Annotated in this window: 23 protein-coding genes and 1 pseudogene; 9 read left to right on the forward strand and 15 right to left on the reverse strand. The window is 43.7% G+C overall.

Annotated features, from left to right (window positions below; translation table 11 throughout):
• Positions 1–82: 82 nt before the first annotated feature.
• From VTAP4600_RS23715 to VTAP4600_RS23730, 4 genes are all read right to left on the reverse strand, one after another.
• The gene (locus VTAP4600_RS23715) at positions 83–1,042 is read right to left on the reverse strand and encodes a transposase (protein WP_172443217.1); all 960 of its coding nucleotides are present in this window, start codon (positions 1,040–1,042) and stop codon (positions 83–85) included.
• A 233-nt stretch (positions 1,043–1,275) separates the two neighbouring features.
• Positions 1,276–1,887, reverse strand: coding sequence for an HD domain-containing protein (locus VTAP4600_RS23720; protein ID WP_145958612.1), 612 nt, complete (start codon positions 1,885–1,887; stop codon positions 1,276–1,278).
• A complete protein-coding gene (locus VTAP4600_RS23725) occupies positions 1,884–2,966 on the reverse strand; it encodes a TauD/TfdA family dioxygenase (protein WP_102525158.1) in 1,083 nt (360 codons plus the stop codon). Before VTAP4600_RS23725 ends, VTAP4600_RS23720 begins: the two co-directional genes overlap by 4 nt.
• 17 nt (positions 2,967–2,983) lie before the next feature.
• Positions 2,984–3,988 carry a putative 2-aminoethylphosphonate ABC transporter substrate-binding protein gene (locus VTAP4600_RS23730; RefSeq protein WP_102525159.1) on the reverse strand — a complete coding sequence of 335 codons (1,005 nt, stop codon included), beginning with the start codon at positions 3,986–3,988 and terminating at the stop codon, positions 2,984–2,986.
• Between the two features lie 380 nt (positions 3,989–4,368).
• Here VTAP4600_RS23730 and VTAP4600_RS23735 point away from each other — a divergent pair, with 380 nt between their 5' ends.
• Entirely contained in the window at positions 4,369–5,079 is a 711-nt protein-coding gene (locus VTAP4600_RS23735; RefSeq protein WP_102525160.1) for an SIMPL domain-containing protein, read from the forward strand.
• Between the two features lie 69 nt (positions 5,080–5,148).
• Here VTAP4600_RS23735 and VTAP4600_RS23740 read toward each other — a convergent pair whose 3' ends face one another.
• The 3 genes from VTAP4600_RS23740 to VTAP4600_RS23750 all read right to left on the reverse strand — a co-directional run bounded on the left by VTAP4600_RS23740 (position 5,149) and on the right by VTAP4600_RS23750 (position 9,443).
• Positions 5,149–6,837, reverse strand: coding sequence for an ABC transporter ATP-binding protein (locus VTAP4600_RS23740; protein ID WP_102525161.1), 1,689 nt, complete (start codon positions 6,835–6,837; stop codon positions 5,149–5,151).
• On the reverse strand, positions 6,830–8,518 hold the full coding sequence (locus VTAP4600_RS23745) for an ABC transporter ATP-binding protein (RefSeq protein ID WP_102525162.1): 1,689 nt from the start codon (positions 8,516–8,518) through the stop codon (positions 6,830–6,832). Before VTAP4600_RS23745 ends, VTAP4600_RS23740 begins: the two co-directional genes overlap by 8 nt.
• A gap of 67 nt (positions 8,519–8,585) precedes the next feature.
• Positions 8,586–9,443, reverse strand: a complete 858-nt coding sequence (locus tag VTAP4600_RS23750) for a helix-turn-helix transcriptional regulator (protein ID WP_102525163.1) — start codon at positions 9,441–9,443, stop codon at positions 8,586–8,588.
• A gap of 250 nt (positions 9,444–9,693) precedes the next feature.
• Between VTAP4600_RS23750 and VTAP4600_RS23755 the strand changes: the two genes are divergently transcribed.
• Positions 9,694–10,530: an MBL fold metallo-hydrolase gene (locus tag VTAP4600_RS23755; RefSeq protein WP_102525164.1), complete on the forward strand. Its 837-nt coding sequence runs from the start codon at positions 9,694–9,696 to the stop codon at positions 10,528–10,530.
• Positions 10,531–10,552: 22 nt separating this feature from the next.
• A complete protein-coding gene (locus VTAP4600_RS23760) occupies positions 10,553–11,029 on the forward strand; it encodes a GNAT family N-acetyltransferase (RefSeq protein ID WP_102525165.1) in 477 nt (158 codons plus the stop codon).
• Positions 11,030–11,036: 7 nt separating this feature from the next.
• On the opposite strand, the gene VTAP4600_RS23765 is transcribed toward VTAP4600_RS23760, so the two are convergent.
• From VTAP4600_RS23765 to VTAP4600_RS23780, 4 genes are all read right to left on the reverse strand, one after another.
• Complete coding sequence (locus VTAP4600_RS23765) at positions 11,037–11,324, reverse strand: hypothetical protein (protein ID WP_102525166.1); 288 nt, start codon at positions 11,322–11,324, stop codon at positions 11,037–11,039.
• Between the two features lie 80 nt (positions 11,325–11,404).
• The gene (locus VTAP4600_RS23770; protein WP_102525167.1) at positions 11,405–12,133 is read right to left on the reverse strand and encodes a type 1 glutamine amidotransferase; all 729 of its coding nucleotides are present in this window, start codon (positions 12,131–12,133) and stop codon (positions 11,405–11,407) included.
• A 106-nt stretch (positions 12,134–12,239) separates the two neighbouring features.
• The gene (locus VTAP4600_RS23775) at positions 12,240–12,938 is read right to left on the reverse strand and encodes a helix-turn-helix transcriptional regulator (RefSeq protein WP_102525168.1); all 699 of its coding nucleotides are present in this window, start codon (positions 12,936–12,938) and stop codon (positions 12,240–12,242) included.
• Between the two features lie 2 nt (positions 12,939–12,940).
• Positions 12,941–13,267, reverse strand: a complete 327-nt coding sequence (locus VTAP4600_RS23780; protein ID WP_102525169.1) for a hypothetical protein — start codon at positions 13,265–13,267, stop codon at positions 12,941–12,943.
• A 118-nt stretch (positions 13,268–13,385) separates the two neighbouring features.
• Here VTAP4600_RS23780 and VTAP4600_RS23785 point away from each other — a divergent pair, with 118 nt between their 5' ends.
• The 3 genes from VTAP4600_RS23785 (at position 13,386) to VTAP4600_RS23795 (ending at position 14,912) form a co-directional block, all read left to right on the forward strand.
• Positions 13,386–14,102, forward strand: a complete 717-nt coding sequence (locus tag VTAP4600_RS23785; RefSeq protein ID WP_102525170.1) for a hypothetical protein — start codon at positions 13,386–13,388, stop codon at positions 14,100–14,102.
• 28 nt (positions 14,103–14,130) lie between these two features.
• The gene (locus VTAP4600_RS23790; protein WP_145958613.1) at positions 14,131–14,466 is read left to right on the forward strand and encodes a hypothetical protein; all 336 of its coding nucleotides are present in this window, start codon (positions 14,131–14,133) and stop codon (positions 14,464–14,466) included.
• Positions 14,467–14,603: 137 nt separating this feature from the next.
• Positions 14,604–14,912: a DUF4236 domain-containing protein gene (locus tag VTAP4600_RS23795; protein WP_102525172.1), complete on the forward strand. Its 309-nt coding sequence runs from the start codon at positions 14,604–14,606 to the stop codon at positions 14,910–14,912.
• 624 nt (positions 14,913–15,536) lie between these two features.
• Here VTAP4600_RS23795 and VTAP4600_RS23800 read toward each other — a convergent pair.
• Genes VTAP4600_RS23800 through VTAP4600_RS23810 form a run of 3 tightly spaced genes read right to left on the reverse strand, consistent with a single transcriptional unit; the run spans position 15,537 to position 18,686 of the window.
• Positions 15,537–16,265, reverse strand: coding sequence for a hypothetical protein (locus tag VTAP4600_RS23800; RefSeq protein ID WP_145958614.1), 729 nt, complete (start codon positions 16,263–16,265; stop codon positions 15,537–15,539).
• Positions 16,180–17,835, reverse strand: coding sequence for a hypothetical protein (locus VTAP4600_RS25840; protein WP_145958615.1), 1,656 nt, complete (start codon positions 17,833–17,835; stop codon positions 16,180–16,182). Before VTAP4600_RS25840 ends, VTAP4600_RS23800 begins: the two co-directional genes overlap by 86 nt.
• The gene (locus VTAP4600_RS23810; protein WP_102525174.1) at positions 17,835–18,686 is read right to left on the reverse strand and encodes a hypothetical protein; all 852 of its coding nucleotides are present in this window, start codon (positions 18,684–18,686) and stop codon (positions 17,835–17,837) included. Before VTAP4600_RS23810 ends, VTAP4600_RS25840 begins: the two co-directional genes overlap by 1 nt.
• Before the next feature lie 518 nt (positions 18,687–19,204).
• Between VTAP4600_RS23810 and VTAP4600_RS23815 the strand changes: the two are divergent.
• A pseudogene (locus VTAP4600_RS23815) lies at positions 19,205–20,661 on the forward strand (ADP-ribosylglycohydrolase family protein).
• 141 nt (positions 20,662–20,802) lie between these two features.
• Complete coding sequence (locus VTAP4600_RS23820; protein ID WP_145958616.1) at positions 20,803–22,164, forward strand: metallophosphoesterase; 1,362 nt, start codon at positions 20,803–20,805, stop codon at positions 22,162–22,164.
• A 157-nt stretch (positions 22,165–22,321) separates the two neighbouring features.
• Here the strand turns inward: VTAP4600_RS23820 and VTAP4600_RS23825 are convergent, their stop codons facing one another.
• Positions 22,322–24,244 carry an alkaline phosphatase D family protein gene (locus VTAP4600_RS23825; RefSeq protein ID WP_231897946.1) on the reverse strand — a complete coding sequence of 641 codons (1,923 nt, stop codon included), beginning with the start codon at positions 24,242–24,244 and terminating at the stop codon, positions 22,322–22,324.
• A 260-nt stretch (positions 24,245–24,504) separates the two neighbouring features.
• Here VTAP4600_RS23825 and VTAP4600_RS23830 point away from each other — a divergent pair, with 260 nt between their 5' ends.
• Positions 24,505–24,780 carry a hypothetical protein gene (locus VTAP4600_RS23830; RefSeq protein ID WP_145958617.1) on the forward strand — a complete coding sequence of 92 codons (276 nt, stop codon included), beginning with the start codon at positions 24,505–24,507 and terminating at the stop codon, positions 24,778–24,780.
• Positions 24,781–24,868: the final 88 nt, after the last annotated feature.

The raw sequence follows: 24,868 nt of genomic DNA on the forward strand, positions 1-24,868 counted from the left end.
GTTTGTGAGTTTATGATTTAGATGCAGTTAGCCAACTTAATGCTGGCGTAGTGTTTGTGATTATAAAATGCGAACATTTCTTTTATTCGAGCTGATAACAGTGAATTTTTGTTTTACCTAGTGCCGTTTTGGCTTGTGCAAGACTACTCGGTGAGCCTATTGCTGTGGAACGTTTCCTTTCAAGCGTGGTACAGACTTCAAGCCAATCACTTTGATTGAAATTAAGTCTCTCCAAAATGGGTGGCAAATTGTTAGCCATTGTTGCTTTATTCTCTCGAAACTGCCTTGCTGTCCAATCTACTAATTCGATGTAATCTATTAATCTAAAAGGTATTCCATCCATCAACTTGTTTGTTGCATTGCCAATAAAGGGGTGCAAACAAGGCGCGGTTACAAGGTTGTCATTAAGCGCCTTTAGCCTTGCTTTTATTGAGGTAAATTCAGAGTGTTCAGGGGACTTCGCTATCCCCGCGCGAACCGGATTTAAGTCCACATAGGTCATGGCAGCGGCTAAGGCCTTTTCATCAAGCAGCGCTTGGCTTTTGAAGCGACTTTCCCAAAAGTGGCCAGTACATTCATCCTCCTGATTGGCTTTACATGCAATGTCGTAGTTGAGCTCTTTCATGAACCAACTTAATGACCATAACCTCTCTCGCCAGATATTGATGATTTCTATGCACTTATCTTGCTCTGCTTGGGTCTTTAATTCCTTTCTTAGCCAACGCTGAACCAAGACAGGCAACTTGTGAGACTGACTCCAACGCTCAATCACTTCATCCAGTGTTAATCTAAGAGCCTTGTCGCGATTGATGTGCAACACCAAATGGTAATGATTCGACATCACCGCATAGGCGCAGACATCAATGCAATAGGTGCGAGTGAGGGACTGAATTTTGTGCTCAATCCATTCTCTTCGGTGTTCGTAGCTCTTGTTAGTCGAGGCATCGCTGCCACATAAAAAACTTTGCCTTACACATCTCGACACACAGTGATAGTAGGGCGTTGCCTCGACGGAGATAAGCTGCTTTCTTGCTGTAGCCATGAACATTTCCAATGAGTTTTTTACTAAGATAGCAATGGCGTAGAGAAGGATAAGTTTTGAAGAATAGAAGTGGAGTGGTGTCGAGGTAAAGTCAGTCGTTTGGTCATACTATTTGGTGTGTGTCCGGTTAGGGCATGTTCTAAATAGTGAGCAGCTGTTTTAGTATCGTGGTGGTGGTTCACTCGTTACTGGCTGCTCATCGTATATTGTGTGGCTTTAGTCGTGGAGGCAGGTTAGGTGCTTGAACAGCTGTCTGTGTGCAAGGACGTTTCTGCCTTCATGCTGTTATTTGAAATCAGCAGTGCTTGGGTTAAGCATTGTTCGGTTAATGCTAGGTAGTAATCAAGACTAGGATGCGCTAATGCTTCTTCTTTGCCTAGGTCGTCAAATAATCTCACTTGAATCGCATCTTTGTGGTAAGTCTCAGCTTCAAATAGTTGTACTTCACCATCGCTCATTATTCCACCTTGGACATGCAAAGTGTCTTTCGATGCTTGGCTGAGTTTAGCCATGTAGCCGGGCTTTACCGTACACAGGTAGCGCTTTGCCGCGACATGAAGCTGAATTGGGTCAAGGATACTGCTTGGCAGATATGGGCGTAGAAAATCAGCGCCAATATTTTCGTGGAAACCGTCTATACCGTTTTCTGTTATATCTTCAGGAAGCCCTAAAATTAAATGGCCAAAATCATGCAAAAAAGCGGCGACAACCACTTCGCGAGTGCTGTTTTTCTTTTCGGCAAAGTACGCGGATTGCATCATGTGTTCAGCCATAGAGATACGTTCACCATAGGCGACATGACCGTTCTCGATGAATTGCTGGTGGATAAAATCGATAACTTTCATTGTCGCTCTCCTTGAATGGTACGCATGGTACTCAGTAAGGAGTCCTTGTCGGCATAGCATCCCTGCAAATGACGCTTACCTATAGCGGCCACTTCACGACCATGCAGCACACGCTCGTTATCAAACATCATTAATTCGCCAGGCTGTAGCTTGCAAGTGAACTTACATTCTTCACTGTGTAGCACCGCCATAAAGCATTGGTAGGCTTCGTAAAAAGCGCGCTGTTCATCGAATGGCAAGCGGATAGTTTGAATAGAGCGGTTGTTAAGGCGTACTTTCGTAACTTTACCTTGGCTATCTGTTTCAATAACACTGCCACAGCTTTGTAGGTCTGCTTCGGTGCTTTTAAAGCGGTAGCTCAGAATGGCGCTGTTCAAGATGTCGAAGTGATGCTTATAGCGTTCTTTTACTATCTGCGCAGCATAAAAGCCATCGGCTAGGGCGGTAATACCACCTTCAGGTGCCGCCACTAAACAGTGCAATAATTGCAAGCTAGGGACAGGGTGGCGATAAGGGTTATCGGTATGCAGGCTCAGTGGCTTCGGTGTAAAGGCCAGATTCTCTGGGTTATCTTTGGTGATGACTTCGAAGTATTTGCCGTAATTGGTTTCACGAACGTAACCGAATTTATCGACGACTTCTAATAGTTGCTGATCGTGATTAGGTACATGATGAAGAAACGCAATGCCATGTGTATTGACATGATTAAGCCACTGATATTTTGATTCTGGTTTATCAAGGTCGCGGTAATCAATACTGAATGCGGCTTGATCTAATTGGCTGCCCCATAGCGTTATACCTTCATCGGTATCGGAACTAAGACTCACTGCTTCAGAAGGAAATAGAAGCGAATCAGGGTAAATTGATTGATGGCCATCCTGCCATTCAACAAAGAGCTGATCGTTATCGTATCGGGCGTCAATGATCTCGATGTCGAGATTAAGGTTAATGACTTCTTGTAGTCGCTGACCAGACGGATGTAGGCACTCTGAGCATGGGCAATTATCACGCAGCCAGAAGAAATGAAAAGGCGTGTTGTTAACCGTTAAGTGTGTGTCAAAAATTGATAATACATTCATGTAAATACTACTTCTTATTAGCTTCTGTTTTCTGTGCGAGATTCAAAATGCGCAGACCATTTTTTTAAAACAGCAGCGCGGTCGTTTGCCATGGCATTAAAATCAATATCAGCAATAGCGGATTCAACATCGGGGTAGTTTGCTACCTCGCCGTTGACCTCTTTATGAGCAACGACGGGGTAGACGGTGTTGTAGAGCTCGTTGGCTTCTTTGGTGATAGACCAGTTCACCAAGGCTTGTGCGGCTTTAGAATCGGTATTAACCAATGCAACTGCTTCGGTATCCCAACCAATCCCTTTTGGTAATATCAAATCAATCGGGGCACCCTGCGATTTGAGCTTAGCGGCGCGAAGTGCGAATGAGATACCAATCACCGCTTCTCCTTGGGCTGACTCAACGCATGGTTTTGAGCCTGAATGGGTGTACCTGACGATGTTATTGTCTAAGCGCGTCATGTAATCCCAGCCTTGTTCATTACCCATTGTTTGTAACCATGCTGAAACTTGGGTATAGCCCGTACCGGAAGAACTCGGGTTAGGCATGACGATGTGGCCTTTGTAAATCGGGTTGGTGAGGTCTTCCCAGGTGGTGGGCTTAGGTAAGTTAAGCTGCTTGGCGATAATTTCGTTAAAACAGACAACGTTGAAAAAAGCGTCGTGACCATACCAAGCTTGATTTTCTTGAGGATCGATCATGGTCGATTTTAATGATTGTAAGCCCACGGGAGTAAAGGGCTTGATGACGCCTTGCTCTTTAAGTAGTGCCAGTGAAGAACCTGCCAGACCCCAAATAACATCTGCTTGGGTATTTTTCCCTTCAGCGAGCAACTTAGCGGTGATGACGCCCGTTGAATCTCGAACCCAATTAATGTCGATATCGGGATGGCTTTTTTGAAATGTATTTTTGAAATCGGCCAATAAGTCTGTTTCAAAAGCGGTATAGACTGTGATCGTTTCTTTTGAGTAAACGTGGGATGACGTAGCAAGTAATAGCGTTGCGCCGAAGCAATGTGCAAGTTTCATTTTGCATCCTTAGTGATTGTGAGCTTGGCGATAATAAGAGTGGTTAATGAAGACTTGGTGTGATTTTTGTTACGAATAGGTTAATTGTTTTGGTGGGTAGGTAATAAATACACTTTAGCTATTTTCAACAAGTACTTGTATTGCGACGGCTTAGTACTAATTGACGTCTTTAGTTCATTTTTGTCTCTCGTGACGGAGAAACATTCATCGTCGTTTCCTTGTGATGGCTCCGTTGATCTGGGTGAAAATCCATCAATCTGAACAATCGATATTGACGATCTACCATAGCTTTACCGAACGCTGACAAATCATGACTGTACCTGTTTGATTTCAAGAGTAATATGAACTCACTAAAACCTACAATTAGGAGGTAAGTTTTTATGACTACTTCAAAATCATCTTGGGCCATTGGTGTGGGCCTTGTACTTGGGCTTGCGTTGCTGGGTTTCCAGTTGCAGCAGGCTGTTATCAGTTTTAAAAGCTACGAGCGGGTAGTGACGGTGAAAGGCTTGTCTGAAAGGGAATACCCAGCAGACACCGTTATTTGGCCAATTGAGTTAACGGTTGCCGACAACGATTTGCAAAAAGTGTATCAAACCCTCGAAACACAAACCAAGCAAGTGCGGGAGTTTTTAATTGAACAAGGCATAGAGGATTCAGAGTTTTCGCTCTCTTCGCCAAGTGTCGTGGATAAAAAAGCCCAACAGTACGGCGATAGTTATGTTGAGTTTCGCTATCTTGCTAACCAGAGCATCACGATATACAGTACCAAAGTGGACACGGTTCGAGGTGTAATGAACAAACTTGGCGAGCTTGGAAAGCTAGGGTTGGTTTTAAACCAAGACAGCTATAGCAGCCAACCTGAATACCTTTTCACTCAGCTAAATGACGTAAAGCCAGAAATGGTAGAAGAAGCAACCCGTCAGGCAAGAGAAGTCGCGCAGAAGTTTGCCGCGGATTCGCAAAGCCAGTTGGGTAAAATCAAGCGTGCTTCTCAAGGCCGTTTCAGTATTTCAGATCGAGACAGCAATACCGCACACATTAAAAAATTGCGTGTTGTTTCTACGGTTGAATATTACCTTTCTGACTAAATGGTCTTAAGCGTGCTCACCCTCCGTCAAGAGAGCTTTTGGTAAGGAGAGCACGCTTTAATGGCTCGTTTAGGCGACTCTCCCTGCATACCATAACTCTTGATACTGAGAGTTGTTGTTTAACAATTCATTATGATTGCCATTGGCGACGATCTTTCCTTTGTTTAACAAATAGATGGTATCGGCATCGGTGACGGTGTCTAAGCGATGTGCGACGGTAACGAGAGTTTTGCCTTTGCAAAGTTGTTCGAGTGTACCGAGCACCTCTTTTTGTTTTACCTGATCCAAGGCCGATGTGAACTCATCCAAAAGCACGATAGGCGCGTTATGAAGTAGGGCGCGAGCCAAACTCAAACGTTGTCTTTCTCCTCCAGATAATTGGCAGCCATTTTCGCCAACCTCACTGTCTAGCCCTTGAGGTAAACGTTGCAGTAATTCATTCAATCCTGCGTTGGAAACCGCCTCTTGTAATTGCGCTAAACTCGCGTTGTTATTTGCAATTAACAGATTGTCTTTCAAGCTGCCTGCAAACAACTGTACTTCTTGCGTCACGTAGCTGATGTGCTGATACAACTGCTCTGTTCCTATGTCCTCTAGTGTTTTACCGCCAATCTTAATAAGCCCATGTGTTGGGTTATGGAAAGCCGCAATAAGGTGCAAAAGGCTAGACTTACCTGATCCACTGGGACCGACAATAGCGACGTGCTCACCCTCAGAAACAATCAAATCAATGCTATTTAATACGGTTTGCTCCCCGAACGTTAGGCTCACTTTTTCCAGCGAAATATCATAATGATTCGGTGCCTGTCCCTTCTGGGTTTGTTGAGGAGAAGAGGCGAGCTCTCGCAATCGACGAGCTGAATTGATAAACAACCGCAGAAGTGTCGAGAACAAAGCAAGACGGGCCAAAGGGCGAACCGTAGCAATGGTGGCCAAAATGGCAGCAAGGCAGTCCGTTAAAGAAATGGCACCATAGCCATACAAAGTTGATGCGACGGCGATCATAGCGGGTAGGCTCAACTCAAGTATTAACGTTGCGCCCATAACACCTGTACCCCCAGCCCATTCTAAGCCGAGCCCGCTTTGCCTTACTTGTTCGATGCGTTGGTTGAGAGGGGCAGACAACCTTTCGGAGCGACCAAAGCTTTTTAGCATCGGTAAACAAGCGATAAACTCAAAGATTTGATTAGCACTTTGGGTCGTATGCTTGTGGTTGTCTTTGGCCATACGGCTTAGTCGACCTTCTGCCATCATCAGCACTAAGATGGCGAGGGCGACAAATAAGGCCAGTACCGCCGCCAGTGTTGGTGACACCCACAGCATAAACACCAGCATACAGGCGGGGATCACCCAAGCGGCAAAAAAGTCCGCCACGAGGTGACTGAAGATGTCTTCAAATAATTTAAGGTCGGTGGTGACCAGCTTCATTCGCTCGCCAAGCCCTTTGCCGATTAATTGCGCCAAAGGCTGCTTACGTATGTCTGATAACAACTGGCTACGTAAGTGATGCGTGATGTCGTATGCACCAAGAAAACTTTGTTTAGCGGTTTGGCCCGAGAACCATTGTAATGTAACCACTGCTCCTGAAATGCATAACAACCACGTTAACTGAGGCGCATCTTGCGTATAGAGAAAAACAAATATCATGGCCCACACGATGGCGGATAATAACTCCGTGAACATTTTACCTGCAATGCCAACAAAAAAATCGTGGCTGCTGGCTTTACTGTATTGCAAAAGAAATCGAACGTTATCCATGTGTGCATTCCTTTAACGAGCCGTTATCAATAGTCCAATGCTGTGTAGGGCGAATCATGGTGCTGGCGACTGCGTTAGTCAGCGACGAACCCTTGCCGCGGGTTCTGTGGTTGATGATGATCTGAATTTGATCAGGAAAAGCGTGGTGAATTGAATCCAATATGCTGAGTTCTGATTTTTGATCCAAGTGAGCAGTGGCTTCATCCAAGACCAGAATAGGTGTGTTGGCCAACAAGGCTCGAGCGATAGCCAATCGTTGCATTTCTCCGCCACTGAATGTGCGGTGTGTTTCTCCCATGTCGGTATCAAGCTGATTAGGTAAGGCGCGAATTAATGTAGTCAGTTCCAATCTATCGAGGGTTTGCCAAACCGTAATATCGTCGCATTTTGGGTAGGAAAGTAAGAGGTTATCTCGAATGCTGCCACTGAAAAATTGACTGTGCTGGCTAACCACCGCAACATATTTGGCTCGATTTTGATCCGTAAGAGTCGAGACGGCTTGATCGTTGATATACCAACCGCCCTGTGTCGCACTCAAAGCCCCCGTGAGTACCTCGATGAGCGAGCTTTTACCAGAACCGGAAGGGCCTTGAATGAACACGCGATCTCCTGAACTTAACGAGGCATTGATGTCTCGTAGGACAGATTGCTCGCCTCTGTCTAAGTACAGTTTCTGACAGCTTAGCGTTTGCACAGAGCCTGAGTATAAGGCCAAGTTTGTTTCCGAATAACCGAACAAGGGGATCAATCGGTCTAAACACAAAAACGACTGTTGAGCTTGGCCGAAAACCTGAGTTAAGTCGAGCCATGGCTTTAACAGGCCAGCGGTAATGGCAGAGATCATGATGAGTTCGGCAATAGACAACTGACCCTGCATGGTAAAGCCAATAGCGACAGGGACCACAAGAATGAAAGACGTTTGAGCGATGGTGATAAAGCCAACCCATGCAGTGATGAGTTGCTTAGTGTAACTGGAAACCATTTTATTGTGCTTTTCCATGGCTTTATGCAGTTGTTGGTAGCTTTGCGCATCGACGGAAAACAATTTCATGACGCCAATGCTACGTAGGAATTCAAGCTGTGCTGAATGCATGGTGGCTACGATGCTTTGGTACTTCTCGAAACGGCCACTGAACCCTTTCATCATGAGAATTTGAATGGTTGCTGCAATAGGCAAGGGGATGAAAGCGATCAGCGCAATACGCCAGTCGATGTAAAAAAGCAGTCCTGAAAGCAATATTGGCATCAGTAAGCCGTTAATGATGTCGGTGCCGTGGTGCGCAATGAGCGGCTCTAATTGTTGGCAATCGTTAGAAATACGCTTTTCTAGATCGGCGCGTTTGTAGCGTTGTAGCTGCTCCAATGGCATGGCACCGAGTACTTTCACCATGTGTTGTCTTACTTTTTGAATGACATGATAAGCCACAAGGTGCGCCTGCCAAACCGCAGCGATGTAGAACACATAGCGAACCAATAGCGCGGAAGCAATGACAACAGAAAGAACAACTACAGAGCCTTGGTTCATGATGGCTTCAATTGCCAAATACACGGCAATCCAAGGGATGAATTCAACTATAGTGGCAAGCAAAGCAAATATAATCGAAGCGTACACGCGCAGTGTTTCACTTCTGAGCATGGTAAAAAACGCGTCTTTACGCGTCATGGTTTGAACTAAATGCATAAACAACTCCTTAATAGGAACTATTCTCGTTTAATGGGCAAGATCTGGCTGTCAAATATGGGAGAAATTATGTTCGATTGCGGAAATTGTTCGGCGTGATGCCTACATGGCGTTTAAAGACTTGAGTGAAATGACTGCTAGATTGATAGCCAAGGGACAAGGCTATGTCAGTGATAGGCTGAGTTCCGTGCTGGAGTTTGTCTTTGGCTAAGCTTATTCGGTGATGCTGAATCCAGTACGCAACGCCGACGCCTAACTCTTCTCGAAATGCACTTTTGAGGTAGCATTCGTTTGTATTTAACGCTTTAGCAAGTGACTTTATGGTCCAACGGGTGTCGGGCCTGTGTTGCACTTCGGAACAGGCTCTATCGACAAGGCTTTGTGGTTTTGGTCTTGTCATGATGAGCGCGAGTATTTCTAACATTTTTCCATGTAACCAGATCTTGCGTGCTTCGCCTGAGTACTCGCATTCCCATACCGTTCGAACCACGGCCGTAAGCTCTTGAAAAAGTGGCGTTTGCCAGCCCGCGCTGTAGCCTTCAAATGGCAATAAGAAGTCGTCCGACTGGCTGGTGGCAAGTGAACTGGCGATGCCATGATTGAGTGGAAACTGCATGCGAATGGCCTGCATTTTCCCGCCTTTAGGTAAGATGATGGTCTCTTTCTTCAATGGCATGCTGATGACGGTCGCCATAAAGCGGTTTTCGAATGAAGAAGCAGGGTAGTCAGGATAGTTAGGTGAATAGGCGTCATTCGCACCCATGACACTGATATAGCAGCCAGAATCGACAGGATCATTGATAACCGTATCAGCGCTAGCACGGTAATTCACGATTTGAGCAGTACACTGAGGCCCTAAAACGATCGTATCGCAGCATCCCATTAAATGTTTGGCCTGCGTTAGACTGTTGACGAGATTACCCATGACTCCTCCCTATTTAATGAGAGTTATTATCATTTATTGTAATGCGATGAGCAACCATTTGAGCATTGAGTGAGCGTCTTTTTTTGAAGATAAATACGAAATTTCAAGCGAGGGTTATAGTGTGCCGTATGGTTTATTTCGTTGTAATAACAAATAAAATCAACAGAGTAAGGGCAATTACCGCTTAAGTTGCGCTGCCTGTTGTGGCATATTGAAAGTACTAAAATTTGCTATGAAAAGGAATCACTGAGTGGAACTAAAAGTATTGGTAGACAATAACACCATCATCGATCGCTATTTTCTAGGGGAGCCGGGCGTTTCTTATTTGGTCACAGATGGCGATACGAAAATTCTTTTTGATGTCGGTTACTCAGATGTTTTCATTCAAAATGCGATTAAGATGAAAGAGTCGCTGCTCGACATAGACTTTGTGGTGATTTCGCATGGTCACAACGACCATACTGGTGGGCTCGTGCCACTTTCGAAGCTCTATTCAGAAGCCAAAGCCGAATCCACCCAACATAACAGCCCAACCTTGGTCGCCCATCCCGACGCTTTTTCGTATAAAGAATACGACGGTGGTGAAATTGGTTCGGTATTGGATGGCAGCAAAGTGGCTAAGTATTTTGATACCCAACTTAGCACTAAACCAATATGGCTCACCAAGAATTTGGTTTTTCTTGGTGAAATCCCAAGAACGAACGATTTCGAAAACATTGAACCGGTTGGATTATACGAACATGAGAGTGGGTTGCAGGACGACTACGTTCGAGACGACTCTGCAATGGTGTATCAATCAGAAGATGGTTTGGTGATCATCACTGGCTGCTCACATGCAGGGATTTGCAATATCATTGAATACGCAAAGCAGGTCTGCAATGAAGATAGAATCTTGGATGTGATTGGTGGCTTTCATCTACTTGAAGCAAGCAAGGCGCAATCGGAAGGCACGTTGAAATACTTTGAAGAACATGCCATTGATACCATTCATCCATGTCATTGCACGGGCCTTGAGCACAAAATCAAATTGTCACATTGCGCGCAAGTCCAAGATGTCGGCGTCGGTCTTTCTTTGAGTTATTCATGAGTATCTAAAAAGAGTACAAGTAATGGAATTGGTACCGTTTAAAGAAAAGGATTTTGACGTACTCTTGGGGTGGGTCGATTCAGAGCAGCTCAATTATCAATGGGGTGGGCCGCTATACGTTCACCCATTAACCGCAGAACAAATCGCCAAACATTGTGACCAACCGGAAGTGCACTCTTATCTTTTCCAAGTCGATGGACAAAATGCGGGCTTTATAGAGCTGCGTCACCTTGAGGCCAAAAAATACCGATTGTGTCGCGTTTTCATTGCCGACCCATTTCGCGGCCGAGGCTTATCTAAAATCTTGGTGACTCGCGCAATAGACAAAGCTCAGTCACGTTTTGGCTGTAATGAGCTGTCTTTGGCTGTTTTTGAGCCAAACACCAGTGCGAGGCGGTGTTACTTAGGGTTAGGGTTTATCGAGGTCGACAAGATTCAGGGCAGCCGGATCTTTAATGGCGAAATTTGGCATACCATCGAAATGCAAAAACACCTTTAAGCTGTTGTTAATGGTTGTCCATAATACGGCCATTTCGAACTAGCGCGCGCCTCACATTCTTACACATCTTCCCAAAGCGATTTAGCTCTTCAAATGTTGGCGCTATGCCTCGTTGGACTTGGTGTTCCCAATAGGTTAAATCGCTATCGACCAATTCCATCAGTTTCTTCGGGCAGCCTTGGCAGCTGTTATCTGGCCCACACACAAACGTGTCTTCGTCATACAAAGGAAATTGATGTTTTACGTCATCAATAATGTTCTGCATTGCTTCAATAAGGTTAGGCTTACCGGCCATAACGAAACCAACTTACGGGCTCAATTTGAGTGGGGCGACATTGTAGAGCAAGAAGTTTATTTGCGCAGCACAATTTGTTGCTACACCATTTGTTTGTGTACAAGGGTAAGCCACTTTGCCGCCAAATGATTGCAGATCTTTTGTTGATTAAGGAACTGATTTTTCGTTGTGTTGAGCATCGCCTGATGAATAGGGCGCGTTGTTTCATCTAGATTGGTTGCTACCCTATCGGCCCAGCCATTCACAATGTCAGCGGTTGCTTCAGGATGAAATTGAACGCCGTAGCTGAATTGACCCACTCTAAAGGCTTGGTTTTGGCAGTGCTTTCCGGTGATCAGCAATTGCGCATCGAAAGGAAGCTCTAGCGTATCTTGATGCATCTCGTACATAGATAAAGTTTCTGGAAGTCCGGATAATACTGGGTCTTGTTGACCAACTTGGTTGATGGACAAGTCAGTAAATGCCACTTCCCACCCATCATTAGAGCGATATTCACCGCCAAAAGCGCGAGCAAGAAGTTGAGCGCCTAAACAAATACCAAAAATGGGCTTCTGTTGACGATGATACTCTTTAATAAGGTCAACAACACCCGCTAAGAATGGCGCTTGGTCATCATCAAAGGCACTCATTCTTCCACCGAGTACAACTAACCCGTTAAAGTCTGCAGTGGCTAAGCTATCAAGGCTGTCGATATAAGAATGATGAGTTGTAAGCTTGCATCCTAGCTGTTGTAGCGCTTTACCGAAGTCACCAATCGGTACGATGTCATCATTTTGTATTACAAGAATTCTGCTTAGACTTTTATTCACATAGACTCCCTGTGTTCGTCGAACAGTCGAGTGGGTAGAAGGGTAAACTTGAACGTAACATTTATGATCTTATGTTACGGTGATGTTTATCATATTAACGTTACTGTTAGCAGGCACCCGAATACAACGTCTGCGCCGCATTAATTTTGCTTAACAGCTTTTGCCGTAACGCTTGCGGTTCAAGCACTTCTACAATATTGATGTGTTTGAGTAGCCACCACTCGAACCCATTGCAGTCGCGGACGTTGGCTCTTATTACAGTATAATCTTCTTGCTCCTCGACAATGGTTTGACAGTCAGATAACTTGGTTTCAAACAGAATATGCTCACCGCTGTAGTTTTCGACTCTAAGCACAACATCCATGAGATTCCCGCCAGAGAAGTAATTCCAGTTGTTCTCAATCCATGTCCCTGTATCAAATTCGTTTTCATAGTTGAGTGCGCTAAAGCTTGTTTTTAACGACTCGATACGGTGGACTGCGAATGTTCGATGTTCATCTATGTCATTTCTCTTGGCCAATAAGTAAAAACTGTTGCCGTGTAAGGTCACGCCTAATGGAGTGACATCATATTGCGATGGGGTTTGCGCACCTCGTTTACGATACGACATGGTCAGAGTAAGTTTATCCAGAATGGCCCGCTCAATTATGTTGATATGTTCATTGTTAATCTCGGCCGGAAGCAATTGAAACTCCATTGGCGCGTAAGCAAAACGTTCCCGCCATAGACGCTGCTTTCTATCACTTTCTATATTGGCGGTGCTAATTAACGCCGAAACTTCATGATGCATGCTTGGTGGCAACATGTTCAAGATTTCATGTTCAAGATTTCATGTTCTATCATTTGAAGCGATACAACAGAAGACATCGCGCTGGGATTAATCGGGTGTGCTTCTCCGCTGCGTATTTGATAGCGGTGTGGGCGGCAGTTTTCAATCTTCTCAATACAGGTGTGCTGCTCACATATGGTAGCCAGAATCCGTTGCAGCTTACGCATTTGAGAAGGGGAGTCGAGCTGTTCATCAATCAACTGGCAGTTCACCAAGATCTGTTTTAACTCAGTAGTGGAGATACTGTCTGGAGCGCATGGGATTGACTGCAACGTTTTTTGATATCGATTAAATATATTTGACATAAAATCACCTCGGATTGTTTTTAGAAAATATCAAACAATTAATCACAAAGCGACACTTTTTGTCGTCTACTGTTGGCATACTGTTTTGGTCGTGTGAGTTAACCAAGTTGAGGTAAGAATGCAGCGAGTTTTATTGGCGGTAACAGGTAATCATCCGCAAGTCGTGACTGAGACACTATTTAGTATGCATCAAGCTAAACAGCCGATGCCGGAAAAAATCATCGTTATGAATACTCCGGACAGTCGCGTTAATCGTGAGCATTACCTTCTCATACAACAAGGTTTAGAACGTTTTATTTCTGAGCATCAGTTAGACCCGATAGAGCTGAGTGAACAGTGCACGACTGGAACAAAAGAAAGGTCAGTTAAGCCCTGCCAGCGTCTTACACTGATCATCAACCCACGTAAGCTGACACTCAACATTGCTGACGAAGAAATCAAGTTAACACCCAAGTATTTTGCGTTCTATTCGTGGTTACTAAAGCGTGAATCACAAGGTCAGTCATTGCTCGAAATCGAAAGAGGTTTTGAGGACAATACCCACCTAGCGCGTGACTATTTAGATTCAGCGTACGATGTGGTTCGTGACCCTCGCTTCTATGGAACGTTTGGTATTGAAAGGGAAGACATTACAGACAACAGCTTGGGCTCGCTTAAAGGGATGGACAGAAAATACGTAGAGCAATGCCGTTCCAATTTGAAACGTAAGTTCAGAGAAGCGTTGTCGGCTGATCTGGCTAAGCGTTTGGAAGTTAAGTCAGGGAAAGTAGACAAAGTACACGCATGCTGGTTGAAACTCGCCGCGAATGATATCGACGTTCAGTGGGCGGCTTAACTCACCATGAGACGTTCTATAGGGCAGAATGATGCGCAATAAACTCAAGCAAAAGAACATACAAAGAGTCGAATTTTTTCGCCGGCAGTTACCAAAACTGTCGGTCTCTTTGCCACAGAAAATTCGCGTTTATCGCCATCTAGATCGTGTGAAACACATCCGGCGTCACTTCAATCGATTTGGCTTTGAACTTGTATGGCAAGAAGCTGAGTACTGCTCACTCATCAACATGATGCGAGTGCCTCACGTTAGCCACAAAGGTGTAACGCATCCGGCTTTCAATACGGTGTTTACGGATATAGAGGAACTGCCGTTAGAAAAACGCCATTTATGGGGGCGAATTGATGCAAAAGAACACGACTGAAAAATAATTGTTCATTGTTGTACTTACCTCTGTGGGTGACTATTATCTGTGCGGCATTTACATCGATATACTGGTGTCCAAACTTTGTAGCACGAGTGTGTTAAAAGAGCTTATATTTACACGTAAGGCAAAACAAAATGAGATTTCGTAAAAGAATTAAAATTGCCCCGGGTCTTCATATTAATTTGAACTGGTCTAGCAAAAAAGGCGTAACAACCAGCGCAAGTGTTGGTGTACCGGGTGCGAATGTGAACATTGGCAAAACCAAAGAGGGGGTTGGGTTAAAGCGGGGTACGGTAGGGCTTCCGGGGAGCGGATTTTCTCATCAGGTTAATTTGGACAATTCGAACCAAACGATACAAGTACAACCCAAACAAAGCGGAAATATCTGGAAGTACGTGTCGATATTGTTGGCCGCGATGCTGTTGATAAATATCTTTGGATAAAACAACAAATATCTAACTAAAACAGGGAAGCAGAATGTCTCAACTTTGGCTTATAGACGGAGACCAACTCATTAAGCAGGCTGTCGCCGATTTTTGCATTTAAGTGGCAAATTGTGATGGGCTATATGCCAGCGGCATTTTGTAGAGAGTCAGTCAGAGCCTGTAAAGCGTGTAACCGATCGTACACTTTAGTTCGTAGATTAAGGCTCTAAATTAAAAAGGTGTACGTTATTACACTTTTTTCTCGTTTGGCTGCACACTCAATACTAAAGTAACTGTAGTGGCTATAGTTGATTTGGTCACCTAGTGCTTCCCGAAGAGTGCAGTCCATGGAGATCCGGATGAATAGTTAGAAAAAGTAAAGTCAGGCCTAGGGATGTTACTCATCAACAAGGTTAGGGAATAAGGTAGTAAATCAGCCGCTATTGTTCTCCATCAATAGCGGCACTTTCACAATATTACGATATCAATCCTTCTGCCATAATGCAGCGCTAACACAAGAGATTGCTATGACAAATTTCGACCAATACGCTTCTCGTGCTGAAGGTAGGTGCTCTGGTAGTCACCGAATCAAGAATGGGTAAGCGTAAGAGAATGTGTGAATTACAGGCCAATAATCGCACCTTATTCTGTTATTAATTCCGGTATTTTATTGAGACCGCTATCGCCAATAGTATTTGCACCATCTATAGTTACGCCATCACAACTTACATAAACCTTGCCATTACGTCGGATTTGTGTACATTCCTCCGGGATTACTTCGACTTCTTTTTCAACTATCTTTTCTTTTTCTACTATGGTTTCGACAGGGACTTCAACTTTTTTTATCACTTCCTTGATCAGAGGTGTTTCTACTGTCCATCGGTATAAGCGATAAATCCCTAGGCATAATAGTGCGATCAGAAGCAGCGCGATTATGACAATTAGAGCGTTTTTGATGCGGTTTCGAACGACTTGTTTTTGTAACTCCTGCTCTTTTTCAATAAGCTTTAATTTTTTTAACTCATGCTCATGTTCTTTGTCGAGTATACTTTGCTTTGTATCATGGGTTTTGAGCTGCGTAGAATTCGATGTCTCTATGACTTTCGTTCGAAGTTGTTCTGTTTCAAGTTGGTTTTTAAGAGCTTCAGCTTCTTCAAGAGCTTTAGTATTTTCCGCTTCCAATCTGTGTAGCTCTGCTTCGTGCTTCTTCTTAGCTACTTCAATATCGTATTCTAATTTATCCAGCTCATTTTGAGGTGAAGAGGTTGGTTTTTCACTCCCATCATCAGTTGGCTGCGAGCGGTTGTTTGTGCTCTCTATGAGCCTCTTCCTCATTATCGCGTTGAGATCGGTTAAGCTCATGCTGTGCATTTAAAAGTGCCTCTAGTTCAGCGCCAGTAATATCTGCTGGGACAGGAATAATTCGTTCATGGATAATTACTTGTGGATCCTTTATAAAATAAGGTTCAGGTTCTTTCTTGATTTTTTCAATGAAGACAGGTACTTCCTTTGGTACTTCCACTATACGGTCAACCTCAACGGGCACTTCAACTCTTATCTCAATAGGAACTTCCTTTATTACCTCAACCGTTTTCTCCACTTCGACTTCAACGGTAACTTCTTTAATGACTTCAACCGTTTTTTCGACTTCGACTTCAACAGTAACTTCTTTAACGACTTCAACTACTTTTTCGACTTCAATAGGAACTTCAATTATCTTGTCGACTTCCACTTCAACCGGGATTTCAACGGTTTTTACCACTTCCTTTTCAATGGCTTTTGTACGGCGATGTGCCCAAACACGAAAATATTGCATCATCCGGTTATAGAGAGCTTCACGGCGAGTAGCACGACTTTCTCGAAGCTTTATTGCCGCATCAAGTTTTCGTAAGGTAGCTTTCTTTTTACGTAGGAGCCTTGACCTAAAGATGCAGACAAGCTTTTTCAATAGTTCAATACGAGTAGACTTGCGCTCCTTCTTGATGGTTTTTTCTCCAATACGCTCCTTTCTTGCTTGTATGTTTTCTGGTGAGTCTAACGCTATAAACAAATTCAAAATGAAATATACCGGGTAAATTAGCCCTGATACTAGTCCGACAAAAATGCCAAATGGATCTTTTGGTATATAACCGAAAAGGCTTGCTGAAGATCGAATAACTTTTTCATATGCGGCTTTCTTCATTTCAAAATTAGACTCAACACCCGCGTGCTGGTTAATTTCCTCTGTATCAGATAGCTTTTGCTCGCGAATGACCTTTAAAACTGTGTCGAGGTCTTCTTCTGTTTTAATTATGCGTTTGTCTAACCGATCGCGGTTTGAGTACAGATTAGGTAACTCTTTTCGTAAACGGTCAGCTTGATCTTCAAAGCTGGCTACCGAATCGCGGCAGTCTGCAACGGCTGAACAATCTAGAGCTTTTAAGCGCCTTTCACTTGCAGCTTGAGACATGATATTGATCTTTTCGTTTAGATCACCGATCTTTGCTGTTAGCTCTTCACGTTCAGGGCGCATGAGCGTAAGTTGCTCTCGTAGGGTTAGCACTTCTTTTTCTCGTGTGTCCAAATACGCAGCATTATTTGAGTTTCGAGTTCTCACCTCTTCAACTTGTCGAATTTCGTGCGTAGCGAGGGATGATAAGTAGCTGTTTATACCTGAGTAACACAAAAATGCGAAAGCAGGAACTAATATAAAAATAACACTTTTTAGAATTCGGCTGATCTCAGGCCATTTACTAATTACAGCTGACGTCCAAAGCAATACGGCTATTTCTGCACAGCCAAGAAGAATACCGAAAGGAGAAGCCAACCCAAACCATGGGTCGTCATGAAATAATTCATCGTAGCCTTTTACGTTAAAGGCGATGACCAAGAACCCCATCACAAGTAGGACTATGCGTAATAATGGGTGTCGTGGCCAATGTTTTTTTAATAGGTCAAACATTAATATGTCTCTGTGTTCATAAATTTATTTACATTGTCAGTTCGCAAGATATACATGTCGTCTCTTCCATAGTTTTTCATGAATATGTCATATAACTCTTTGTTACCACCAATGTACTGCCAGAAATATTGGTACTCTTTGTACATCTGCTGAATGATTTCAGGGGTATCAGGTTTACTTGGGAAAAACGGACGATGAAACCCGACTTCAGCACCCTTTTGAATGCGTTTCGTTGTCCCTGCTGCGTAGATAAATCCACATGAAGAATAGCAACGCATATATTTATCACTGTCTGTTGTCCAGTTATTATCATGAATATAGTAAGCAATTTGTAAACCTTCATTCACTAGTCCGCCAGGGCTGTGTAGCATGATACGGTTTAAGTGAATTCCGTTGCTTTTAAAGTGATTTACGTATTTTAAAAACTTTGAATATGCCCCTTTTACAATTGGGCCTTCACCATATAGATAATGGCCATATGAGTCTTCGCCCAACATAAACGTTAAGGAAGTTGCATTTTTTAAAGGGTGCTCTAACTTTTTCGGAGCGCTTATATTTGGTGAAAAAATGGGTAACTTGGTTTCCTCAAAGCTAGGCTCTGGCTTCCATTTCCAATCATCTTGTTTTTTTTGTTTTAATGTGGAGCTAGGCTCATTGTCTAATTCAGGCTCTTTTTTCGGATTGGTGCTAGGCTCGGTAGTGGTTTTAGGCTCTTGTTCTGGCTTGGCGTTAGGCTCGGTATTGGTTTCAGGCTCTTTATCCGGTTTGGCTCTAGGCTCGGTATTGATTTCAGGCTCTTTATCTGGTTTGGCGTTAGGTTCAGTGAAGGGGCTAGGGACAATCGTAGGCATGGATTGAGTCTCAGAAAGATTATTATCACTATTGGTTTTTGATTTGATTCGCGATTCTTTTGAGTTACGTTCGTCGGTCGCTTTTTTGTGCTACTTGATGTGATGTCGAGTTGTCCAGTGGTGGTGCTATTGGTTGAATAGCTACAACCAGACAAAGCTAGAGATAGAGTGCTGGTACATAGTAGAAGGTGTGTTATAAGACGAGGAAAGTTCATCATTTTTATTAGCTACCAATTGCCCTTGTTTATTGGAAACAAAAAAACGCCAGGGATTATATTTTCTCCCTAGCGTCATACTTAGCATTCTTTGATGTCGTATTATTGCATTATATCAGTGGTAGCACAACATAGATTGAATTTTGAGCTTAGTAAGATTGCGTATATATACGGATTTACGTGCAACTCCTATATTGGGGCTTTGAAAGCGCGCAAGATGCCTTGTGCCTATTTTCACAAGCTTTCAATATCACACCTTTTCAAAACTCCTGCCAAAATGCACCTCTAATACAGGAGATTGCTATGACAGATTTCGACCAATTCGTTTCTCGTGCCAAAGGCGCATTACTAGGCTTAGCTTTAGGTGATGCGCTCGGCACAACCTTAGAGTTTAAAGCCAAAGACTCATTTGAACCCATTACCGACATGGTAGGTGGTGGTCCGTTCAATTTGGAAGCTGGGCAGTGGACGGATGATACGTCAATGGCGCTTTGTTTGCCGACTCGCTTTTAGAGCAACGCGAGCATAATGCACAAGACCAGATGCAACGTTATCTACGGTGGCGCAATGAGGGGCACAACTCAGTGACTGGCCACTGTTTTGATATTGGTAACACGATTGCAGCAGCGCTCGACAAATTCGAGGCAACAGGTGAGGCTTACTCAGGAAGCTACGCTGGACATACCGCTGGTAATGGTAGCTTAATGCGTGTAGCGCCTGTTGTACTCTTCTACATGAACAACCACAAAGACTGCCGTAGAGAAGTGAACAATTACGTGGTGTTGAGCTCAAAAACAACCCACAGTGAAGCTCGCTGCTTAAAAGCTTGTGAGGTCTTGTCGAACCTACTGCATGACATCTTGCTTGGCGAACAAGACAAAAACACATTAATCGATAACCTAAAGTCTTATCAGTTTGAATGCCCAGAAATACTGCAGGCCATTATGGATGCGAGTAACACAAAGACGTCACGAAACGAGATATTTGGTCGTGGATACGTGGTGGACTCACTAAAAGCGGCGCTGTGGTGCTTTATGAACTCGGATGATTTCTCACAAGGAGCGTTGCTTGCCGCTAACTTAGGTGACGATGCCGATACAACCGCTGCTATCTACGGGCAAATAGCCGGTGCGTATTACGCAGAAGAGGGCTTACCTAAACACTGGCTTGAAAAACTCGCGTGGCGGGAAGAGATCAGTCAAAAAGCAGAAATGTTGGCGTTAAATGGCCCGCAACCTGAGCGAAGTGAACATGTCTTTCAGGTAAGGCTTCGAGACCCTGTAAAACAAGAGCCGCTTGAACCACAAGAGCTGCCTCAAAAAGAACTAGAAGCAATGGCAGCGAATTGCCCTGTTTTGGATATGCGTCAACCATTGACTCGCACGCAGATCTTGATGCACGTGCAAGCTTATTTTTGTCATACGTTTGATGCGCCGGAACTGGTTGTAACCGAATCAAGTAATGTGATTGAAGACCTAGAGCGTTTTTATTACGCAAAAGTTGAGGGCATATCTCAAGATGATGTGGAGTATAAATCGTTTATTGGTGCCTTATCAGACCGAGGTTTAGTTGGCTATTTGGCCATTTGCTATGAGTTGCCAGATACCATGGGCTTCGATGCCACTACCCTTGTAGAGCCTGACTTTGACTCTTATTTTGCTGTTGAAATCAAAGACACCAACGATTGGGAAACGGTCGGTGATTTTATTAATAGCTGTATGGCGATCAATCAAGCATATCTTGCAATAAGCGCCAACTGATCCGCCAGAATGACAGCGCAAGTAACGCTTATTGTTCGATATCAAATTTAGTTTAATGTAAAATAGAACAAAAGTCGCAAGTAAGGTAGCCAATGATAGGGTTACCTTACTTTCGTATCAAATTCCATGATGAGAGAAAAAATGACCAATCCGTATTTGCTTCCTAACGATCTGTATTCGTTGTTATTTATTGGTGATGTTCACGGCCGTGTTGATAAGCTTAATGCATTGTTAGAGCAAGAGTGCTTTATTGAACACGAGCTCGTTGATGAAGATGAAAAATCGGACTTTTATACTAGCCGAGTTGTGTTTGTTGGCGACCTCATTGATAACTCTCATGGCCATAACGCAGACCATATTACGACGCTTGAGCGTGTAAAATACTTGATGGACAAGGGCGTCGCACATTGTGTGATGGGCAATCATGAGCTCAATGCGATTGGTTGGCTACTTAAGAATGACCAGGGTCAACCTCTGCGTAAACATAGCGATAAAAACCGTAAGCAACACGCTCTTTTCCTTGAGCAATTAGGCGAAAACAGTGAGCTTCATCACCAATGGGTGAACTGGTTCAAAACGTTGCCTATCTTTATCGATTTTGGCTCGATTACAGCAATACACGCATGCTGGAAGTCTTCGATAATCGAGAAGTTGAAACCCTATCTTAATTCAGATAACTCACTCAAAAGTGAATATTGGCACAATGCATTTGATGAGCAACATGAATTGCTCGAATTACTTGAAGTCGCACTAAAAGGCCCTGAATACGAGCTTCCTGCCAGTTACTCATTTAAAGATAAAACGGGCTTTGAGCGTCGAAATATTCGTGCTAAATGGTGGATGGAAGATGCAACGACGTATGCCGATGTCGCTCAGGTGCCTGCTTCTGAAGTGGAAAATATCCCAGAAATCACGTTGGCTGAAAGCGCTCGAATAGAGCCGTTAGATAAGCCTGTTATCGTTGGCCATTACACACTATTTGGAGTCCCTAAGCTGCAATCTAGTAAAGTCGCTTGTGTGGATTACAACGGTGCTCGAGATTCTAATCCATTAGTAGGTTATCGTTTTGAATTGCAGCGAGATGAGTCGGATCTTGTTCAATTAGATGACGAACAATTTACTTTTTCCTTTAAACGAGAAACGATGGATAGCGTTTCGAAAGGAAAACTTGAATTACTTGAAGGTTATTTAGACTCACTCCCAGCCATTGGCGAACACGAACTTAAAAAGTATCACCATCAATTAGAAGCTATTTCGGATACGCTTCGCTTAGAGTGGGATCCTATCGGTGTAGGTAGCGAGCCTGAGATGGACGATGAGTATTACGCCTACATTCAACCGGTATTGCAGTTATTGCTACACAGTGAGCGTAATGTACTGGCGTATTACTTGCTCGCGTGTGAACAAGAATACATGGGAGTAGAGCGAGAGTGCGCAGAACTGTCGTGTGGCCTAGTTGCGAATCAATTAACTCACGCTTGGGACTTGAATCAACCTAGTTAGATTATAGCCGTCATATACAAAAGACCTCGGTGAATAAGCTCACAGAGGCCTTTTGCTTAGTTTTAAGTATTTACCCTATTAGAACAAGGGTGAAGCCAATCAAAGGCGATGCTTTAAATTGTCCTGAGGACAAGCTTTTTTTGGCAAAACGGCATTGTTAAGGAAATTTGACCTTCTCCCCTTGGCCAGTCAACAAACAAATCTCTTTTGGTTTCCCATTTTCATCGAGTCGTAATTCCCCGATGGCGCTTTGATTAACCAAGCGATAAAACTCTTGGGTATCTGGGTTGCGTTTAGTGATCTTTAGGCGTTTACGCTTGGTAAACCAGTTTAATGGAGAACGAGGGCTGTACAACACCGTGTCCAACGCATCACAGGTTTTGAGTAAGCGATCAGGAAACTGATTCTTAATGCCGCTACAGGTAATTTGATAGATGTTTGGGCTATTTTTACTGTGCCTCAGTTTTGCGTCATACGCGAAAGAGTAATGCACATCGCCAGATAGAATGACAAAGTTGGTCGGGGTTTTCGTATGGGTGAAAATACTGATAAGTGTGTTAGCGCTACCTGGATGTGCCATCCAATTTTCTGCATCAATAACGAGAGGTTTGCCAGCAATAGTCATGGTTCTTTGTAGCATCTCAATGAACTTAACACCAAAAATCGGAGCGGCAGAAATAATGATGACTTTGCTTTGATCGAGCAATTCTTGTTGAAACTCGGTCATGGCTTCCCAGTCGAGTAGCCCGGAAGGTTTGTTCATTTTAGACTCAGAACGCCAGCGTCGAGTCCGAGTATCCAAAACGACCACTTTGGGAGAGGTGTGAATGGTGTAATGCCAACCTTCAAAGCGAGATAGATGCAAAATCAGGTCATCATGAGCGTCGAGACTTGGTTCTGGTAAATTCGCTTCATCAAGGAATCTTTCCACCTTGGTGAGAAACGCTTGGTTGAACTTTTCAGGCGCATTGCCCCAACCTTGACATAACCAATAGGCGATGAGGCCATTGCCAATTATTCGACGAGAAAATAGATTGTCATACGCCGCTTTTTCCCAGCCGACGGTGAGGTTCCAGTCGTCAGTAATGTCATGGTCATCAAAGATCATGTAAGTCGGAATATGAGCCAATAACCGTTGAACTTGCTTCAGACCAGAGACAAATTTGCGGATGTGTTTTTTCTCTTCGTGCCACTTTTTTTGCCATTGAGGAGTCATGGCTTTCCCGTCAATTTCAAACCCTCGCTGTTCAAGTTGCTCAAGATCAATGAGATCCCATACTGTCGGTGACCACACCAGCAAATACATGGCGAAGTATTCCGCGAAACTGATCAGATGATTTTCACATTCGGTGGAACTGAATATCGGGATATTGCGATGTGGGAACAGTTTAGTCAGTAAGGTTCCGTCATCAACGTAATGGGGCAAGATCTTATCGCGACCATAATAGCATTCAGCGTGCTGGTACAACTCATTACTGTTGGTGATTGGCGCTTGTTTAAAGCTCTCCGATGGCAGGCCGAGTAAGCGAATGGTTTGTTCGATCGCGCTGAGCGTTGGGCCCGCTACATGATCTGCGTAGATTTGATCTCCGCTCATGATTAGCATGTCTGGTCGAGATGTCGTGTCTAGCGTTGATATTTTAGTATCCGCGGCGACTAATGCATCGTCACTAAAATGATGTGGATTGCGGCATGAACCATGCAGTACGTAATCCGCTTTTTCACTGATCACAAAACGGATACCTGCAAGACCCTCTGTATTGTGAGCGTAATTCAAATGAGGCACCAAGGTGGTAACTGGCCCATGCTGAGTGTCTATTTGGTAGCTTAAAGCCGTTTGAGTGGGGAAGTTAGCTGAAATCGTCAGCATACAAACCCACGCGTTTGTGCCTATTTGTAGCTGTTGTTGAGACTCGATTGTGTGCTGAGTGCAAAAATCGTCTGTTTCGGTACTCTTAATTTCAACGCTACCGGTTAACGGTTCAGACGTTACTAGCCATAAATTAACCTCATTGTTGGTAACTTTACGCAGTATGGGACCGGCAAGTACGAGAGGTAAACGGGTTGCTTCTACAGACAAGTCAGCTTCCTTTATATGAGGCAAAGATGGATAAAGACAGAAAATAGGATATCGAAATTTGTATTTGTTTGCACTGTGTGATGTAGCCAAATTATCAATGAGACGTTAAAAAATACGCTTTATATAAATTTTATGAGTTAAAGCTCATATTGTGACGTATGCCCTTGTTTACTTGCTGTGTTTTGATAATTTCTAACCTGAATCATGGAAATAATTTGAAGGCGAACTTAGATTCGCAGCTGCTAGGTAAGGGATTGAAAATGAGTAATTGTGTATGGAACAATTTCGGGGTGTTAACGGAAGTTAGAATTGATGAGAATTTTGTTTGGGTATCAAACCAAGATGGTCGAAGCCTAAAAATGAGTATCATCAGCTACAAAGATAAGTACCAAGATGTGTATCAAACTGCCCTCGGTTTGGTAGGCAAAAAAGTACGCCTGAATACAAGCCAAAGTAATGGCGAGCAGGCTGTTTGGTTTAGTCACATTTCAGAAGTTTCTAAACGTCGTGCTGCGGTATTAGAAACAGTAGAATAGTCAATATCGGTGAGTTTCCATCCTGATATTGTAAAGAAAGGTCGACTTTTTAGGAAGTCGGCCTTTTTGTTTGTCTAGGGCTTAGGGT

The organism is Vibrio tapetis subsp. tapetis (assembly GCF_900233005.1).
Classification (GTDB): Bacteria; Pseudomonadota; Gammaproteobacteria; order Enterobacterales; family Vibrionaceae; genus Vibrio; species Vibrio tapetis.

What these genes read in the sequence shown, in the direction of transcription:
- VTAP4600_RS23715 (WP_172443217.1), bottom strand. Translation starts at nt 1,042, where the DNA reads ATGGCTACAGCAAGAAAGCAGCTTATCTCCGTCGAGGCAACGCCCTAC.
- VTAP4600_RS23720 (WP_145958612.1), bottom strand. Translation starts at nt 1,887, where the DNA reads ATGAAAGTTATCGATTTTATCCACCAGCAATTCATCGAGAACGGTCAT.
- VTAP4600_RS23725 (WP_102525158.1), bottom strand. Translation starts at nt 2,966, where the DNA reads ATGAATGTATTATCAATTTTTGACACACACTTAACGGTTAACAACACG.
- VTAP4600_RS23730 (WP_102525159.1), bottom strand. Translation starts at nt 3,988, where the DNA reads ATGAAACTTGCACATTGCTTCGGCGCAACGCTATTACTTGCTACGTCA.
- VTAP4600_RS23735 (WP_102525160.1), top strand. Translation starts at nt 4,369, where the DNA reads ATGACTACTTCAAAATCATCTTGGGCCATTGGTGTGGGCCTTGTACTT.
- VTAP4600_RS23740 (WP_102525161.1), bottom strand. Translation starts at nt 6,837, where the DNA reads ATGGATAACGTTCGATTTCTTTTGCAATACAGTAAAGCCAGCAGCCAC.
- VTAP4600_RS23745 (WP_102525162.1), bottom strand. Translation starts at nt 8,518, where the DNA reads ATGCATTTAGTTCAAACCATGACGCGTAAAGACGCGTTTTTTACCATG.
- VTAP4600_RS23750 (WP_102525163.1), bottom strand. Translation starts at nt 9,443, where the DNA reads ATGGGTAATCTCGTCAACAGTCTAACGCAGGCCAAACATTTAATGGGA.
- VTAP4600_RS23760 (WP_102525165.1), top strand. Translation starts at nt 10,553, where the DNA reads ATGGAATTGGTACCGTTTAAAGAAAAGGATTTTGACGTACTCTTGGGG.
- VTAP4600_RS23765 (WP_102525166.1), bottom strand. Translation starts at nt 11,324, where the DNA reads ATGGCCGGTAAGCCTAACCTTATTGAAGCAATGCAGAACATTATTGAT.
- VTAP4600_RS23775 (WP_102525168.1), bottom strand. Translation starts at nt 12,938, where the DNA reads ATGTTGCCACCAAGCATGCATCATGAAGTTTCGGCGTTAATTAGCACC.
- VTAP4600_RS23780 (WP_102525169.1), bottom strand. Translation starts at nt 13,267, where the DNA reads ATGTCAAATATATTTAATCGATATCAAAAAACGTTGCAGTCAATCCCA.
- VTAP4600_RS23785 (WP_102525170.1), top strand. Translation starts at nt 13,386, where the DNA reads ATGCAGCGAGTTTTATTGGCGGTAACAGGTAATCATCCGCAAGTCGTG.
- VTAP4600_RS23790 (WP_145958613.1), top strand. Translation starts at nt 14,131, where the DNA reads ATGATGCGCAATAAACTCAAGCAAAAGAACATACAAAGAGTCGAATTT.
- VTAP4600_RS23795 (WP_102525172.1), top strand. Translation starts at nt 14,604, where the DNA reads ATGAGATTTCGTAAAAGAATTAAAATTGCCCCGGGTCTTCATATTAAT.
- VTAP4600_RS23800 (WP_145958614.1), bottom strand. Translation starts at nt 16,265, where the DNA reads ATGCACAGCATGAGCTTAACCGATCTCAACGCGATAATGAGGAAGAGG.
- VTAP4600_RS25840 (WP_145958615.1), bottom strand. Translation starts at nt 17,835, where the DNA reads ATGTTTGACCTATTAAAAAAACATTGGCCACGACACCCATTATTACGC.
- VTAP4600_RS23810 (WP_102525174.1), bottom strand. Translation starts at nt 18,686, where the DNA reads ATGCCTACGATTGTCCCTAGCCCCTTCACTGAACCTAACGCCAAACCA.
- VTAP4600_RS23820 (WP_145958616.1), top strand. Translation starts at nt 20,803, where the DNA reads ATGACCAATCCGTATTTGCTTCCTAACGATCTGTATTCGTTGTTATTT.
- VTAP4600_RS23830 (WP_145958617.1), top strand. Translation starts at nt 24,505, where the DNA reads ATGAGTAATTGTGTATGGAACAATTTCGGGGTGTTAACGGAAGTTAGA.